Annotated in this window: 13 protein-coding genes and 1 tRNA gene; 10 read left to right on the forward strand and 4 right to left on the reverse strand. The window is 60.9% G+C overall.

What is annotated here, in order from left to right; genetic code table 11:
- Positions 1 to 249 precede the first annotated feature (249 nt).
- From KO539_RS07735 to KO539_RS07755, 5 genes are all read left to right on the forward strand, one after another.
- Positions 250 to 1566: a hypothetical protein gene (locus KO539_RS07735; protein ID WP_219308230.1), complete on the forward strand. Its 1317-nt coding sequence runs from the start codon at positions 250 to 252 to the stop codon at positions 1564 to 1566.
- Positions 1567 to 1935: 369 nt separating this feature from the next.
- Positions 1936 to 2022: transfer RNA gene (locus KO539_RS07740), tRNA-Leu, on the forward strand.
- 145 nt (positions 2023 to 2167) lie between these two features.
- Positions 2168 to 2557, forward strand: a complete 390-nt coding sequence (locus KO539_RS07745) for a hypothetical protein (RefSeq protein ID WP_219308231.1) — start codon at positions 2168 to 2170, stop codon at positions 2555 to 2557.
- Entirely contained in the window at positions 2524 to 3159 is a 636-nt protein-coding gene (locus KO539_RS07750; protein ID WP_219308233.1) for a site-specific integrase, read from the forward strand. Before KO539_RS07745 ends, KO539_RS07750 begins: the two co-directional genes overlap by 34 nt.
- Positions 3160 to 3341: 182 nt before the next feature.
- Positions 3342 to 4457, forward strand: coding sequence for an acyltransferase (locus tag KO539_RS07755; protein WP_219308235.1), 1116 nt, complete (start codon positions 3342 to 3344; stop codon positions 4455 to 4457).
- Positions 4458 to 5174: 717 nt separating this feature from the next.
- Here the strand turns inward: KO539_RS07755 and KO539_RS07760 are convergent.
- The 3 genes from KO539_RS07760 to KO539_RS07770 form a co-directional block, all read right to left on the reverse strand.
- Entirely contained in the window at positions 5175 to 5801 is a 627-nt protein-coding gene (locus KO539_RS07760; RefSeq protein ID WP_225242693.1) for a GNAT family N-acetyltransferase, read from the reverse strand.
- Between the two features lie 4 nt (positions 5802 to 5805).
- A complete protein-coding gene (locus tag KO539_RS07765) occupies positions 5806 to 6384 on the reverse strand; it encodes an NnrU family protein (protein ID WP_219308237.1) in 579 nt (192 codons plus the stop codon).
- 69 nt (positions 6385 to 6453) lie between these two features.
- A complete protein-coding gene (locus KO539_RS07770; RefSeq protein ID WP_052140012.1) occupies positions 6454 to 6846 on the reverse strand; it encodes an Imm10 family immunity protein in 393 nt (130 codons plus the stop codon).
- 127 nt (positions 6847 to 6973) lie between these two features.
- Between KO539_RS07770 and KO539_RS07775 the strand changes: the two genes are divergently transcribed.
- The 3 genes from KO539_RS07775 to KO539_RS07785 all read left to right on the forward strand — a co-directional run bounded on the left by KO539_RS07775 (position 6974) and on the right by KO539_RS07785 (position 8701).
- On the forward strand, positions 6974 to 7390 hold the full coding sequence (locus tag KO539_RS07775; RefSeq protein ID WP_257626132.1) for a GNAT family N-acetyltransferase: 417 nt from the start codon (positions 6974 to 6976) through the stop codon (positions 7388 to 7390).
- Positions 7390 to 8136, forward strand: a complete 747-nt coding sequence (locus tag KO539_RS07780; protein ID WP_219308239.1) for a M56 family metallopeptidase — start codon at positions 7390 to 7392, stop codon at positions 8134 to 8136. The genes KO539_RS07775 and KO539_RS07780 overlap by 1 nt, the downstream gene beginning before the upstream one ends.
- Before the next feature lie 64 nt (positions 8137 to 8200).
- On the forward strand, positions 8201 to 8701 hold the full coding sequence (locus KO539_RS07785; RefSeq protein WP_035822417.1) for a hypothetical protein: 501 nt from the start codon (positions 8201 to 8203) through the stop codon (positions 8699 to 8701).
- A gap of 6 nt (positions 8702 to 8707) precedes the next feature.
- Here the strand turns inward: KO539_RS07785 and KO539_RS07790 are convergent, their stop codons facing one another.
- Entirely contained in the window at positions 8708 to 9514 is an 807-nt protein-coding gene (locus tag KO539_RS07790) for a class I SAM-dependent methyltransferase (protein ID WP_374106352.1), read from the reverse strand.
- Positions 9515 to 9802: 288 nt separating this feature from the next.
- On the opposite strand from KO539_RS07790, the gene KO539_RS07795 reads away from it, so the two are divergent.
- Entirely contained in the window at positions 9803 to 13165 is a 3363-nt protein-coding gene (locus KO539_RS07795; protein ID WP_219308243.1) for an MHYT domain-containing protein, read from the forward strand.
- Entirely contained in the window at positions 13162 to 14175 is a 1014-nt protein-coding gene (locus KO539_RS07800; protein ID WP_219308245.1) for a two-component system response regulator, read from the forward strand. Before KO539_RS07795 ends, KO539_RS07800 begins: the two co-directional genes overlap by 4 nt.
- The last annotated feature ends 248 nt before the right edge of the window (positions 14176 to 14423 follow it).

The raw sequence follows: 14423 nt of genomic DNA on the forward strand, positions 1-14423 counted from the left end.
CAAGCTGAGGTAATATCGGCGCCTGCCGGGCTTATCTGACCCTGTCCACGGGCGCTGTGCGCCGTGGCAGCGTAAAATACGCCATGGCGAAAGAATAAGAGCTGTTCCAAAGAAGAAGATGCCGCTCCAGACGAGAATCGTTCGCAAGAAGATTGTCGCCACTGAAAGGGCGCATAATTTATCACTATGTTGAACCAGCAGGCTGTGCGGTATGCGCCTCCCCTGCTATTTTTTGAATGAATTGACACCATGACCGAGATCACGTCCCTAAGAGACATCCCGCAAAAAAATATCTTCCGCAAGGGCGACACCTTTGTGCTGTTCGGCGAGCTGTTCGGCCGCGGCTATGTGAATGGCTTGCTGGACGAAGCGCGCAAGGCGGGCATGAATATCGTCGGCATGACGGTCGGCCGCCGCGATGAAAACATGGCGCTGCGTCCGCTGAACGCGGAAGAGCTGGCCGAAGCCGAAGCCAACCTGGGCGGCCGCATCATCAATGTGCCGCTGATGGCCGGTTTCGACCTCGACGCGCCAGCCGGCGAACCGACGCCGACGGCCCTGCTGGCCGACATGACCCTGAAGAGCTGGCAGGAAGACAAGCTGGACTGGGCGCAGATCGAGCGTTGCCGCGAAGCCGGCATCGCCCGCTTCAGCGCTTCCGTGGCAAAAGCCATGGCCGAGCTGGACAGCCTGATTCCTGACGGCAGCAATGTGTATTTCGCCCACACCATGGCTGGCGGCATTCCAAAGGTCAAAGTCTTCCTGGCCATCGCCAACCGCATCTATAAAGGCCGTGGCGAGCGCTTCATGTCCTCGCGCGCCCTGCTCGACAGCGACCTGGGCAAGCTGATCCTGATGAACTTCGACGAAGTCACGGCCAACACCCTGCAACACCTGATCGACGGCAGCGCCGCCATCCGCGCCCGCATCGAGCAAACGGGCGGCCAGGTGCGCTACAGCGCCTACGGCTACCACGGCACCGAGATCTTGATCGACGGCAAGTACCAGTGGCAAACCTACAGCAACTACACGCAAGGCCTGGCGAAGATGCGCCTGGAAAACGTGGCCAAGGCCGCGTGGGACAAAGGCATCAAGGCCACCGTCTTCAACTGCCCGGAAATCCGCACGAACTCGTCCGACATTTTTGTTGGCGTGGAACTGTCCCTGTTCCCCCTGCTCGACGCGCTGAAAAAAGAAGGCGGCGCGGCCTGGGCCGAAGAGCAATGGAAAATTTGCCAGGGCTTGCTGGAAGACGGCGTCTCGCTGCAAGACTTGCTCGACCGTATCGCCGCCTACAATGGCGACGCCACCAGCGTACAGTTCCGCAACTTCGCCGCCTGGCCGATGGACAACACGCCAGAGCTGGCCGACGTCATGATCGGCACCTCGGACGACATCACCAAGCTGCACAAGGATCGCAAGGAACTGATCACCGACCACCTGAGTTCCTTGGTGCTGGAAGGCACGGGCCCGTTGATGTTCCACACCATGTCGGAACCGCCAGCACCGGTCGTCTGGCTCAACCACGACATCATCGCGCGTCTGCTGAACTCGGCTCACAACTGAGCTTGATGTAGCAGCACACCACCGACGGCCCGGCTCATCCCCGGGCCGTCGGCGTTTCCAGCGCCGCATTACGTATCCCTTACGCGCGCGCGGCGTCGCCCACATCGCCGGCGCAGGCCACGGCTTGCGCGCCGCCGCATGGCCGATGCCCGAGCTGGCACCGGTGATGATGGCGACATTGTTTTCCAGTTGTTGCATGGCATATCCCTCCAGGTAGTGAAAGGACACGATAGGACGGCTGGCCAGGCGCGGCACTCCGCTTCTTGCGCTGGAATGGGTACTGTCAAAGATTTTCAATGCTTTGTAAAACACACGCAAAGCATAAAACTTGCCAGATTGTGACAAATCAGTGATAATGCGTCTCGCGTTGCCGGGATGGCGGAATAGGTAGACGCACGGGACTCAAAATCCCGCGCTGGAAACAGCGTGCCGGTTCGATTCCGGCTCCCGGCACCACAGAACACATCAAAGAAATACCGATAAAGCCATTAAATCCAATAAAATCAAGGATTTAGTGGCTTTTTTCTTGTCTGATCAAATCTATTACTCCCGATAAAAACTGATAGGCGTTACGTCATGATTACGTCAAATTGGAGAGATCATGGCATCATTCAGAAAACGTTCAGGCGGCTGGCGCGCAGAAATTGCAGTGCTCGGCACACGCGAATTAGAAACATTCAGTACTAAGGCAGAAGCCGATGCATGGGCGGCCGAGCGGGAAGCACAGCTGCGCCGCAGTGACGCCACCGGCATTGTCGCAGGTAAAACTTGCCTACAAGCGTTTGAGCGGTACCGCGACGAGGTTTCAGTTCACACGAAGGGTGCGCGATGGGAAGCCATCCAACTTACCGCAATCGCTAAGCATATGGTCGCCGACAAGAAACTGGGCGACTACCTGGTCGGGAGATTACCTCAGACATTCTGGGACAATGGTGCGACTTGCGCCTCAAAACAGTCTTGGGTTCTACTGTCAATCGAGACCTCAATTTGATCTCGCAGGTATTTACGACCGCACGCCGCGAATGGAAATGGACGGCGAAAAGTCCCACGGCCGATGTTCGTCGACCAAAGGCCCCAGAGTCTTGGGACCGTCTCATCAGCCAAGATGAAATTGACAGAATATGCCTGGCACTCGGATATGACTGCGAAATCACAAACACCTCAAGTATCGTCGCAGCCGCATTTTTATTTGCACTCGAAACGGGCATGCAATCAGGAGAAATTCTCAGCATCACACCAGAGCGCGTCACAGGCGCAGTAGCGCACCTGCCTCGCACAAAAAACGATATCAAGCGGGACGTCGCCCTATCTAAGCGTGCGCTTGAGATTCTCAGCGAACTGCCGACGCCAGGCGCTCATGAACCCTATTTCAAAGTGTCCGACGAAAGTCGCGATGCACTATTTCGGAAGGCAGTCACTCACGCTGGCATCGAAAAGCTAAGCTTCCACGACACTCGGTACGAAGCCGTCACAAGACTCGCCAAGAAGCTGGATACTCTTGAACTGGCCAGGATGATAGGACATAAAGACATTCGGCAGCTGCAGGTTTACTACAACAAAACTGCAGCGCAGATCAAGAAGAAATTAGGATGAAATTGTGCTCGAGTTGGCGGGCAACAGATGGGACGTACCTTCAATGGCGAACTACTTTGACTAGCTGCATAGCGACCAAATAGTCACAAAATCCAATCAACTCTGTGTAACATCGCTATTTCTTTGCAAGAAAGACGTGACTTACTTACAATACAAGCGTTGTTTCCCACTATGAGCTAAAAATGCAGAAACGAAATCTTGAAATAGACGGAATCCGCGGTTGGGCAGCGGCTTCAGTTCTATTCTTTCACCTGATCAACGAAATGTTCGGAGCATTATTTCCTCAGTTTCGTAACCCTCTAACACATATCTTCTTCAACGGAGGATTGGCGGTAGCAATTTTCTTCGTATTATCAGGAGATGCACTTTCGATTTCATACTATCGGACCAACTCCTATCGATCACTTGATTCAATTTTAATCAAACGTTACTTTAGGCTGACAGTTCCTATCTTAATGTCCTGCGCACTCGTGTACGCCCTTATGCGATCTGGGCTGACCTTCAATATCCAAGCTGCTGCAATTCTTCACAGAGAAGCATGGCTAGGTGCTGCCATCAACTTTAACCCTAGTCTAATTGGAATGCTACGGTATTCGTTAATTTCGGTTTATGACGCACACACTGTCGCTATCTCTTACAACCCATACCTCTGGACAATGTCAGTTGAAATGATCGGATCTTTTATAGTTATCCATTATTTGTACATGTCTAAGCGCCTGTCTTATCCGACTCAGACCTTGATCACAGCAATAGTTTTTCTTTATTTGATCCGTTCGTTCAACGCTTTATTTTTGATTGGAGTATTATTCGCACAGCTTCGGTCAAACGGTTTTTTCGATAAACAAATGGTAGGTACCAAGTTCCGCCTCTGGAGGGGCGTATTGGTCGCAGCAATGATAGCAATCCTGGTCGTTGCCGATGATATGAACATGCTGGTCGCGCCAGTTTTGGTGTATTGCTTTTACACTTCAAAATCGGCAATAGCGTTCTTCTCCAATAAAATCTCGGTATTTCTTGGAGATATTTCATTCCCGCTTTATCTCGTACATTTCGCGATTATTAGCTCCCTAACTTCATATTTGGTGATTGAAGCACACAACCGATCAGCACTGAACATCGCTAATGCTTGGTTGATAATTGCCGCTTCCGTAGCCGCATCCATAACAGCCGCGATCGTTTTCCGATGGATTGAAGCGCGCGCCTTAATTTTGATTGACCGCATCCCAAAAATACTGTTGCTACCCAGTGATAAAAGCTGCTTAGACACCCCAAAAGAAACGGCCAATGCCCATGTCTGATACCCTGCAGCAACACCAAGAACAGCCTGGCCATGGCTGATTGCCGCTGCACCAACAGCCACAATCAGCGCTCCCTGTCTCAAGCTAGAACCTGTGCAGCCAGCAATAATAGCCTCGATCAACCAATTTACAAACGCCGACGGCAATGGCCACAAAGACATTGCCCTGTGCACTGAACGTCTGATTCAAAAGTGTACCTGGGGAGTTTTATAGCCACGCGCACATTAATAAATGTGCCTCACGATAACTGGAGAATGCAGGAATTCCGCGACGTCTAGGATTGTGATTCCTGTTGTCGTGGGTTCGAACCCCATCAGCCAATCCGCAGAATGAGTAGAAAAATCAAAGGGTTACATGCTTCGGCTTGTAACCTTTTTTTGTATTTTCCAACGTCTTTTCTTATTTTCCAACGCGATCAGATTTCAGCGCTTCCACTGCAGAGAGCCAGTTCGGGCGGCGGCCAATTTTTCCAGATCCGCTTGAGAGGTGATCACTGAAGTCGCTTCATCTCCAGCAAGTGGTATCCGCCTGCCAACATCGAAAGGTCGCGCCCAGCCGTTGTACAACGCGAAAGAGGTGATTGGCAGGGTACAATCGTACCGCGAGAAAAACTAATTTCGCTTACGCCAATTTACGCAAAAACCCGGAAACCCGCATGAACAGGCGGGAAACGATTCCGGCTCCCGGCACCACAGAACATGTTTTGGCATTACCTGATCAAACCCGCCCATCGCCAGATGCTGCGGGTTTTTTTGCGCTAAGGCCTAGCCTCAGTTGCAACCCCGCCTTCACCGTTTCCCACTCCGTATCGATAATGCTGAAACGCACGGAGTTGCGCTTGCGCCCGTCCGGCATGATGCGCTCATGGCGCACGATGCCTTTCTGGACGGCGCCCAGGCGCAGGATCGCGGCGCGCGATTTTTTGTTCAGCTCGTCGGTGGTGAATTGCACGCGCACGGCCCGCATGACCTCGAAGGCATGCGTCAGCAGCAGCAATTTCGCTTCCGTGTTCACACCTGAGCGCTGCACGGAGGCGGCTAGCCAGGTGTGGCCGATCTCCATCTTGCGGTTGGCGCGATCGATTTTCCAGAAGCGTGTGCTGTCAACGACGGCGCCCGTGGCCCGCTGCACGATGACGAAGGGCATGACGCTGCCGGCGTACCGTCCTTCCAGGGACGTGGCGATGTAGGCGGCCATGGTGGCGGGGCCGGGCACCACGGTCACCGTCATGTTCCACAGTTCGCCATCGGCGGCCGCCTGCAGCAGCTGTGGCCCATGTTCCGGCCGCAGCGGCGGCAGCTCGACCAGCTGGCCGCGCAGGGCGATCTCCATCGCTTGCTCCATCCGGCTATCCAAACGGCCGCACGTCAAACAGCACGCCGTGCAGCCAGAACGCCAGCAGCAGCCACAGCGCACAGCCCGCGACTATGGCGATCAAGGTGCCTTTCATTGTGCCGCCCGGATATGCCACCCCGGCCGCGCGGTCGCGCCGCACGGCGGAATACATATCCACTAACGACCAGACGAGAAAGCCGCCGAACAGCAGCACGTCGGCTACGTTGCCGTTGGCCAGCAGATGCGCGACGGCCCAGAGTTGCGTGCCCAGCAGCATGGGGTGGTGCACCAGGGTCTTGATGCGGTTGCTTGGGACATTGGCCGCCGCCAATAAAATCAGCGAAAACAGCATTAGCAGGGCGGTGGCTTGGCGCAAGCCCATGGGCGGCGTCCACAGCACCTGTGGTTGCTGGCGCGCCAGGGCGTAGCCCCAGATAATCAAGCCCAGTCCGGCAAACGCCACGAGCGAATACAGCCCCTTCCAGCGCTTTTCGCCGAGGCGCGCCAGCTGGGCGCCGCGCCAGCCATCGGCGAGGATACGCACCGAGTGCAAGCCCAGGAACAGCAGCAACCCGAGTATCAGCACCGTCATCGCCTTCTCCCCCCGTCAATACCAGCTATCGAACATACGCGACACCATGGCCGGCGCCGTCCGCGCAGATCAACGCTCCTCGCGATAATAATCGCAGCCCTCGAACGTGGTGCGCAGCGCCTGCTGCAGCTGGGCGTAGCGTTCGGGCGTCAGGTTGAAACGCACGTCGATCTGGCCGTCGTCATCCATCTGCATGGCGGCCTCGGCATCCATCTGCACGGACAAACGGTTCGGATGCAGGATGACGGCGTGCATGTGGCCGTACCAGGCAAACTCCTGGCCGCAGTATTCGATATACGGCTCGTCCATGCCCATGGCCACGTCTTGCTCGTCATACTCGTCGGCGCGCTGCAGCATCAGGTAGACGGGCTCGCCTTTGCCGGCTGGCGCGGCCAGGGTGGTGATCAGGGCGTCGTCTTCATTGATGACGGACAACTCGGTGGCGGTAAATCCTGCGGACATGGCGTGCTTTCAACAAATATATGGATGACGCCACCATAGCGCAAAAGCGCTCCGGACGACATAGCGCGCGGCGAATAAAGGGTGCCCCTATAATGGTCATTCCATCCATATTGCACAGGAGATCGTCTTGACCGCTGCATCGCCTTATATCACCCGCCTGGCCATCCCCTCCATCGCCACCTACCAGCACTTGCGCGTGGCCGCCGGCATGAGCGCGAAAAGCACGGCGGCGGCGGCCAAGGGCTTGCCGAATTCCCTGTTTGCCGTGCAAATCCTGCATGGCGACGAGGTGGTGGGGATCGGCCGCGTCATCGGAGACGGCGGCTGCTTCTTCCAGGTCACCGATATCGCCGTGCTGCCGCCCCACCAGGGCAAGGGCCTGGGCAAGCGCATCATGCGCGAGATCATGCAATTCATCGAGACCGAGGTGCCGGAAAGCGCGTATGTCAGCCTGATCGCCGATGGCCAGGCGCAAGAGCTGTATGCGCAATTCGGTTTCAAGCACACGGCGCCCGCCTCCGTCGGCATGGCGCTGGTACGCTAGTGCCGGCCTGGCTGGCTGCCAGCATGGCGCTGGCGCTGCTGTTGAGCGCCGCCGCCTGGCGCGCCGAGCGCCTGCTGCAGCGGCGCGGACGCACGACGCGCTGGCTGTGGCTGGCGGCCATCGCCGCGTCCGCCATCTTGCCGCTGGCGTGGCTGCCCGGCGTGCTGGCGGCCATGCCGGCGGAACAGGCACAGCTGAAACTGGGCTGGTTTGTCTTATCGAGCGGCATGCTGTTGCTGTTGGCGCTGCGCAGCGTCTGGCTGCTGTCGCACCAGCGTCGCTGGCAGAAAACATCGTTGCTGGGCACGCCCGTGTACTTGAGCGGCGGCATCGGTCCCTGCGTGGCGGGGCTGCTGCGGCCGCGCATCGTGATGCCCGTCTGGCTGCAACTGATTTCGCCCCAGCAACAGGCGCTGCTGCTGGCGCACGCGCAATGCCGGCTGGCCGCGCGCGATCCGCTGCTGCTGGCCCTGGCATATGCCTTGATTATTCTCATGCCGTGGAACCTGCCCCTGTGGTGGCAACTGCACCGGCTGCGCTTTGCCATCGAAGTCGATTGCGACGCGCGCATGCTGGCGCACGGCCACGCGCCGCGCGACTATGCCATCGTCCTGCGCCAGCACGGCCAGTACTATTCGGGCCTGACGGGCGCCTCGCCCATCGTGCTGAACGACCCACGCGCACTGCGCCGGCGCCGCCATCTGATGGCCAGATTTACGCGGAACCGGGCGGCGAACTTGCTATAGTAGCGGCAACGCCGCGCGGCAAGCCCGCGCTCCCGGCTCCCCCCTTCGAAATCAGAGAGATACCATGCTTTACCTGCTTGCCATCGTGATCGTCATCGCCCTGCTGTACTACGTCTTCAGTGGCCGCACGCCCGTCAAACCGCTGCACAAGCCGCTCGTCTCGGTGCGCCAGTACGTGCCGGCGATTCCTGCGGGCGCCCCCGCGCACCACTGGAGCGACGAGGGGCGCTTTGCGTCGGAAGTGGAAAACGAAGCGATGTACCAGAGCGCCATCGCCAAACTGGCCGGCGAGCATGGTCCCGGCAATGCGGAAGAAAAATGCCTGGCCCTGCTCGTATGCGACGACGCCAACCCGTTCCAGGACAAGGCCATCGCCGTCTTCATCGACGGCCTGCTGGTCGGCTACCTGTCGCACAACGACGCGCTGCGCCTGCGCCGCAACCTGGGTCGCATGGACCTGGTGGGCCAGCTGACTTCGTGTGACGCCGTCATCCGCGGTGGCGGACTGTGGAATGGCAAGCGCCTGTCATATGCCGTGTGGCTCGATCTGCAGCCGTACAACTAATCCTCACTACACCGCGCGCGCCTGCCTGATGGCGCGCGTGGCGATAAAGCTGGGCAGGTATTTTTCAATTTCAAAGCGCGGGTGGGGATGCATTTCCTCGTGATACCCCGCCAGCACGAAGCCCGCCGCCAACTGGCCGCCGATCTGGCTGTCCAGCCCGTGACCGAAGATCAGCGCATCGCCCTGCTCCATGCGCAATGCCAGCGCATCGGCGTCCATATCCTCCAGATCCGAATACGGCAGCACGAAACGGGGCCGTATCAAGCCCTGCTGTGCCCATTGCGGGTCGCGGTCGCCGATGAATACGGCCGGATTGAAAAAACTGCTCAGCAGCACGCCGCCATCGGCCAGCACGCGCGCGCATTCGCGCCATACGGAGCCGATGTCGGGCACGTACTGATTCGATACAGGATGGACGATGAGATCAAAACTGGCGTCGGCAAAACGGCTCAGGTCGCGCATATCGCCCTGCACGGTAGCCAGCTGCAAACCGTCACGTTCTGCCACCATGCGGTCTTTCGCCAGTTGCTGCCCGGACAAATCGAAGACGGTCACGTGCGCGCCGGCGGCCGCCAGCACGGGCGCCTGCTGCCCGCCGGCGCCGGCCAGGCACAGGATACGCTTGCCTTGCACCTCGCCCAGCCAGCCGGCCGGCAAGGGGCCGGGCGTCAAATGAATTTGCCACTGCCCGGCACGCGCCGCGGCGATGGTGGCGCTGTCGACAGGCTGCGACCATGGGCTGTTCTGTGCAGCCTGGGCATCCCAGGCTTGCTGATTATGCTGCAAGAAGTTGTTACTTAAAGGCATAGTCATCCTTTCAGAAAAAACAGGACGCGAATGTAGCATGACGCATGGCAAGGCGTCGCACCTTGCAAAAAAACCACACAATTCCTGATGGCAACTTCCTCGTCAGCACCGCCATTCCACGGGCACGACAAGGTGAGCGCCCCACTCATCCCCCTGGAAATGACTTGCACGACAGGGAAAATAATTACAATTAAGATATTTGTTTCCGGAAATCTGGTAAGGTAATCCGCATCGATCACCCGCCGTGGCGGCAGGCGCCCACGCCAGCGCCAAACGCGTCACCTGTTTCCTACGATGATACCTGCCAGCGTCCAGCACCTGTTCCATCTTCCCGCCGACCCGGCCCAGTTGCAGCATGGCCAGCATGCGCCGGGACTCGTGCTGCTGTCGCTCGTGATCGCCATTTTCACGTCGTGGATGGCTTTCCAGATGACGGCGTACAGCCGCGCGCAGGCGAGCATCAGCCGCCGCTTGCACCTGCTGTGCCTGCTGGCCGGCAGCCTGGCGCTGGGCTGCGGCGTGTGGGCCATGCATTTCATCGGCATGCTGGCCTTCGAGCTGGGCACCAGCGTCGCCTACGATCCCGGCCTGACCCTGCTGTCCATCGTGCCCAGCGTGGCGGCCTCATTCGTCGCCCTGGCCACCATCAGCCGGCGCGCCGTCACGGCGCCGCTGCTGCTGCGCAGCGGCTTGCTGGTGGGCCTGGGCATTGGCGCCATGCATTACACGGGCATGCACGCCATGCGCATGGGCCTGTCACTGCGCTACGATCCGCTGCTGTTCGCGCTGTCGCTCGTCGTTGCCGTAGCGCTGGCCACCCTGGCCCTGTGGATACGTTTCGGTCTGCGCGGCTGGAGCAGCCGCGTAGCCTCGTCGCAGCGCACGCTGATCAGCGCCTGCGTCATGGGCTCTGCGATTGCCGGGATGCATTACATGGGCATGCAGGCGGCCCGCTTCGTGGGGACGATTCCCCCAGGCAATGATGCCGATGCCAACCGGCCCATGCTGGTGGTCAGCGTGACCCTGCTGACCATCGCCCTGACGATCCTCGTCGCCTCGGCCGTGGGCATCTTGCGTTACCGCGAACTGTTTCGCCACCTGAACCAGAGCGAACACTGGACCCGTTCGCTGCTGACGAGCACGGTCGACGGCGTCATCACCATCGACCGGCACGGCAACATCGTCGACTTCAACGGCGCTGCCGAGCGCATCCTCGGCTGGCGATCGGCGGAAATTGTCGGCCGCCATGTCAGCGTGCTGGTCAGCGACGTGCGCCAGTCGGAACAGCACGGCCTGCTGCACTACCTGCGCACGGGCGAAGGCGAGGCGGTCCACACCAGCGAGGAAATCATCTACCTGCGCAAGGATGGCGCCCCGGTCGCCGTGCAGCGCTCGATGGCCAGCGCACGCCTGGCCGACCAGGATTTATATGTGCTGTTCATTACGGACATCAGCGAACGGCGCGCCATGCTGGCCGCCCTGCGCGAAAGCGAGCAGCAGTTGCGCTCGCTGATCGGCAATATTCCCGGCATCGCCTTTCGCTGCACCACGGCGGAAAACCAGCCCATGCTGTTCATCAGCGATGGCGTGGAAGCCGTCACCGGCTATCCACCCGCCGACTTTCTCGGCGCCGTGCCGCGCCGCAGCATCACGGGACTGATCGCCAGCGAAGAGCGCGCCTACGTCATCGACGTCTTCAACCGCAGCGTCGCCAGCGGCGAGCCCTACCTGCTCGAATACCGCTTGCTGCATGCCGACGGCACGGCGCGCTGGCTGTGGGAGCGGGGCACCGTCGTGCACGATGCGGCCGGCGCCGTGCGCTGGGTCGACGGCGTCATCCTCGACATCAGCGAACGCCGGCAAATGGAGGAAGACTTGCGCATGGCCAAGGAAAAAGCGGAGCTGGCGGCCGCCACGCGGGCCAGCTTTGTCGCCAACATGAGCCATGAAATCCGCACGCCGATGAATTCCATCCTCGGTTTCACGGATGTGCTGCTCGACTCGCCGCTGGCGCCGGAGCAGCGGCGCCACCTCGACACCGTGCGCCAGTCCGGCCGCTCGCTGTTGCGCCTGCTCAACGAAGTGCTCGACACGGCCAAGCTGGACAAGGGAGCCGTGGCGCTGGAATTGCGCGACTACAGCCTGCTGGCGCTGGTCGATGAACTGGCGTCCACGTATGGCATCCACGCGCGCGCCAAAGGCTTGCGCATGGAGGTGCAGTACGACCCGCAACTGCCGGCCGTGCTGCATGGCGACGAATTGCGCATGCGGCAAGTGCTGGGCAACCTGCTCGACAACGCCATCAAGTTCACGCCCGGCGGCGGCGTCAGCCTGACGGCGCGCCGCGACGATGGCCAGCTGCACCTGCTGGTGCAGGACAGCGGCATCGGCATCCCCGCGGAACGGCGCGACGCCATTTTTGATCCGTTCGTGCAGGCCGACGCATCGACCACGCGGCGCTTTGGCGGCACGGGCCTGGGCACCACCATCAGCCGGCAGCTGGTGACCCTGATGCAAGGGCGCATCTGGGCCGACGCCGCCTTGCCGCACGGCAGCGTGTTCCACGTCATGCTGCCCTTGTTGCCGGCACGCCAGGCGGCACTGCCCGCCAGCGAACGCCGCAGCGTGCGCCTGCCGCCCCTGCGCGTGCTGGCCGCCGACGACGTACCGCAAAACCTGGAGCTGCTGAGCTTACTGCTGGGCAAGCGCGGCCACACGGTGATCACGGCCGGCGATGGCGCGCAAGCCCTGCAACTGGCGCAGCAGGACGACTTCGACGTGCTGCTGCTGGACTTGCAAATGCCGCGCATGGATGGCCTGGCCGCCACGCAAGCCATCCGCGCCGCCGCCCTGCGCGATGGCCGCCCGTGCGTGCCCGTGATCGCCATGACGGCCAGCGTGCTCGATGCGCACCGCAAGGCGGCGCGCGCGGCCGGCATGGACGGTTTCGCGACAAAACCCGTCGAATGGCAGGCGCTGTCGCAGGAAATCGCCCGCGTGCTGGGCCTGGCGGCGGACCCGGCCGACGCCAGCCACGCGCCGGCGCCCGCTGGCGGACGGGTCCTGCACCATGCGGGCGCCCTGCAGCGCTGGGCCGGCAACGACGGCGCCTACCGCGCGGCGCTGGCCCGTTTCGGAATCGAGCATTCCCGCCTGCCGCCGGCCCTGCTGGCCGCCATCGAGGCGCGCGAGCATGCAACGCTCTTGTCTCAGAGCCACAAACTGCGCGGCATGGCGGCCAACCTCGGCCTGGAGCAACTGGCCGCCAGCCTGGCGGCGCTGGAGCAATGCTGCGCCAGCCCCGGTCCCGCCACGCCCCAGCAGCTCGACGCATCGCTGGGCACCCTGCTGACGCAATGGCCGGCGGCCCTGGCCGCCATCGCCCGGCTGGCGCCGCCTGCCTTGCCGGCGACGACAGCAGCGGCATCAGCGGCTGCCATCGACGCGCCCGCCGCCCGGCAAGCGGCCAGTGCACTATTAAGCGCCTTGCGGCGCGGCGAACTCGATGACGCGGCGCAAGCACAGTTGCAGCACGCCATGGGCGCGCAAGCGGATGCGCTGGCGCCGCTGTTGCATGCCATCGACGACTTTGATTTCCCCCTGGCACAGTCGCTGCTGCACGACTTGCTGCACACCTACGCCCCGGAGCCCCCATGAATGCACCCGCCCGGCCCGTGATTCTCGTCGTCGACGATGAGGCGGCCAATTTGCAGCTGCTGCGCCAGATCTTGCAAAACGACTACGCGCTGCTGTTCGCCAAGGATGGCGCGCGGGCGCTGGAACTGGCGCAGCAGGAGCGCCCGGCGCTGGTCCTGCTCGACGTGATGATGCCCGGCATGAGCGGCCACGACACCTGCCGCCAGCTCAAAGCGGCGCCGCGGACGGCCGCCATCCCCGTCATTTTCGTCACGGCCCTGAACGACATGCGCGACGAACTCAGCGGTTTTGAAGCGGGCGCCGTCGATTACATCACCAAGCCGCTCAGCCCCGCCATCGTGCGCGCCCGCGTGCGCACGCACCTGTCGCTGGTGCGCATCGACGAGCTGAAGGAAACGCGGCTGCAGATCGTCCAGCGCCTGGGTCTGGCGGCCGAATACAAGGACAATGAAACAGGCTTGCACGTGATCCGCATGAGCCATTACGCGCGCCTGCTGGGCGTGGCCGCAGGCATGGACGAGGCCGCCGCGGACGACCTGCTGCACGCGGCGCCCATGCACGATGTGGGCAAGATCGGCATCCCCGACCGCATCCTGCAAAAGCCGGGCAAGCTCGACGCCGACGAATGGGCCATCATGCAGACGCATGCGCGCATCGGCGGCGACATCATCGGCGAACATGCCGAAGGCGGCATGCTGGCGCTGGCGCGCGCAATCGCCCTGTCGCACCATGAAAAATGGGATGGCAGCGGTTATCCGGACGGCTTGGCGGGCGAAGCGATTCCGCTGGCCGGGCGCATCGTCGCCGTGGCCGACGTCTTCGACGCGCTGACCTCGGTGCGTCCGTACAAGCGCGCGTGGTCAGTACTGGACGCCGTGGGCTATCTGCAAGCGCAACAAGGCAGCCATTTCGATGCGCGCCTGGTCGAGCTGTTTGTGCAGGAACTGCCCGCCATCGACGCCATCCGGCTGCGCTGGGCGGAGAAAGCGGAACACCAGGCGCAGGCTTGAAGAGGGAACTCCCGCCACGGCCAGCGTTGTTGCGTCACACAAACAAGTGCCGGACAGATGGCGCCGGCGCCGATGCAGACCACTGGAAGGGCAAGGAGTTCAATGCCATTATGGCTGGCTGCGGGCCAGGCATTTTGACGCGCATCAAACAGCTCGCAATTTCCTGGCTGTGGCCTTGCAGATGGCCATGGCCCGTATTTTTTTGACCCATATCAAGCCCAGCATAAGAAAAACGTCCGCCAGCACGG

It is taken from the genome of Janthinobacterium sp. NKUCC06_STL, from assembly GCF_019345455.1.
In the GTDB taxonomy this organism is placed as follows: Bacteria; Pseudomonadota; Gammaproteobacteria; order Burkholderiales; family Burkholderiaceae_D; genus Janthinobacterium; species Janthinobacterium rivuli.

What these genes read in the sequence shown, in the direction of transcription:
- KO539_RS07755 (WP_219308235.1), top strand. Translation starts at nt 3,342, where the DNA reads ATGCAGAAACGAAATCTTGAAATAGACGGAATCCGCGGTTGGGCAGCG.
- KO539_RS07800 (WP_219308245.1), top strand. Translation starts at nt 13,162, where the DNA reads ATGAATGCACCCGCCCGGCCCGTGATTCTCGTCGTCGACGATGAGGCG.
- KO539_RS07770 (WP_052140012.1), bottom strand. Translation starts at nt 6,846, where the DNA reads ATGTCCGCAGGATTTACCGCCACCGAGTTGTCCGTCATCAATGAAGAC.
- KO539_RS07745 (WP_219308231.1), top strand. Translation starts at nt 2,168, where the DNA reads ATGGCATCATTCAGAAAACGTTCAGGCGGCTGGCGCGCAGAAATTGCA.
- KO539_RS07795 (WP_219308243.1), top strand. Translation starts at nt 9,803, where the DNA reads ATGATACCTGCCAGCGTCCAGCACCTGTTCCATCTTCCCGCCGACCCG.
- KO539_RS07790 (WP_374106352.1), bottom strand. Translation starts at nt 9,514, where the DNA reads ATGACTATGCCTTTAAGTAACAACTTCTTGCAGCATAATCAGCAAGCC.
- KO539_RS07765 (WP_219308237.1), bottom strand. Translation starts at nt 6,384, where the DNA reads ATGACGGTGCTGATACTCGGGTTGCTGCTGTTCCTGGGCTTGCACTCG.
- KO539_RS07785 (WP_035822417.1), top strand. Translation starts at nt 8,201, where the DNA reads ATGCTTTACCTGCTTGCCATCGTGATCGTCATCGCCCTGCTGTACTAC.
- KO539_RS07760 (WP_225242693.1), bottom strand. Translation starts at nt 5,801, where the DNA reads ATGGAGCAAGCGATGGAGATCGCCCTGCGCGGCCAGCTGGTCGAGCTG.
- KO539_RS07735 (WP_219308230.1), top strand. Translation starts at nt 250, where the DNA reads ATGACCGAGATCACGTCCCTAAGAGACATCCCGCAAAAAAATATCTTC.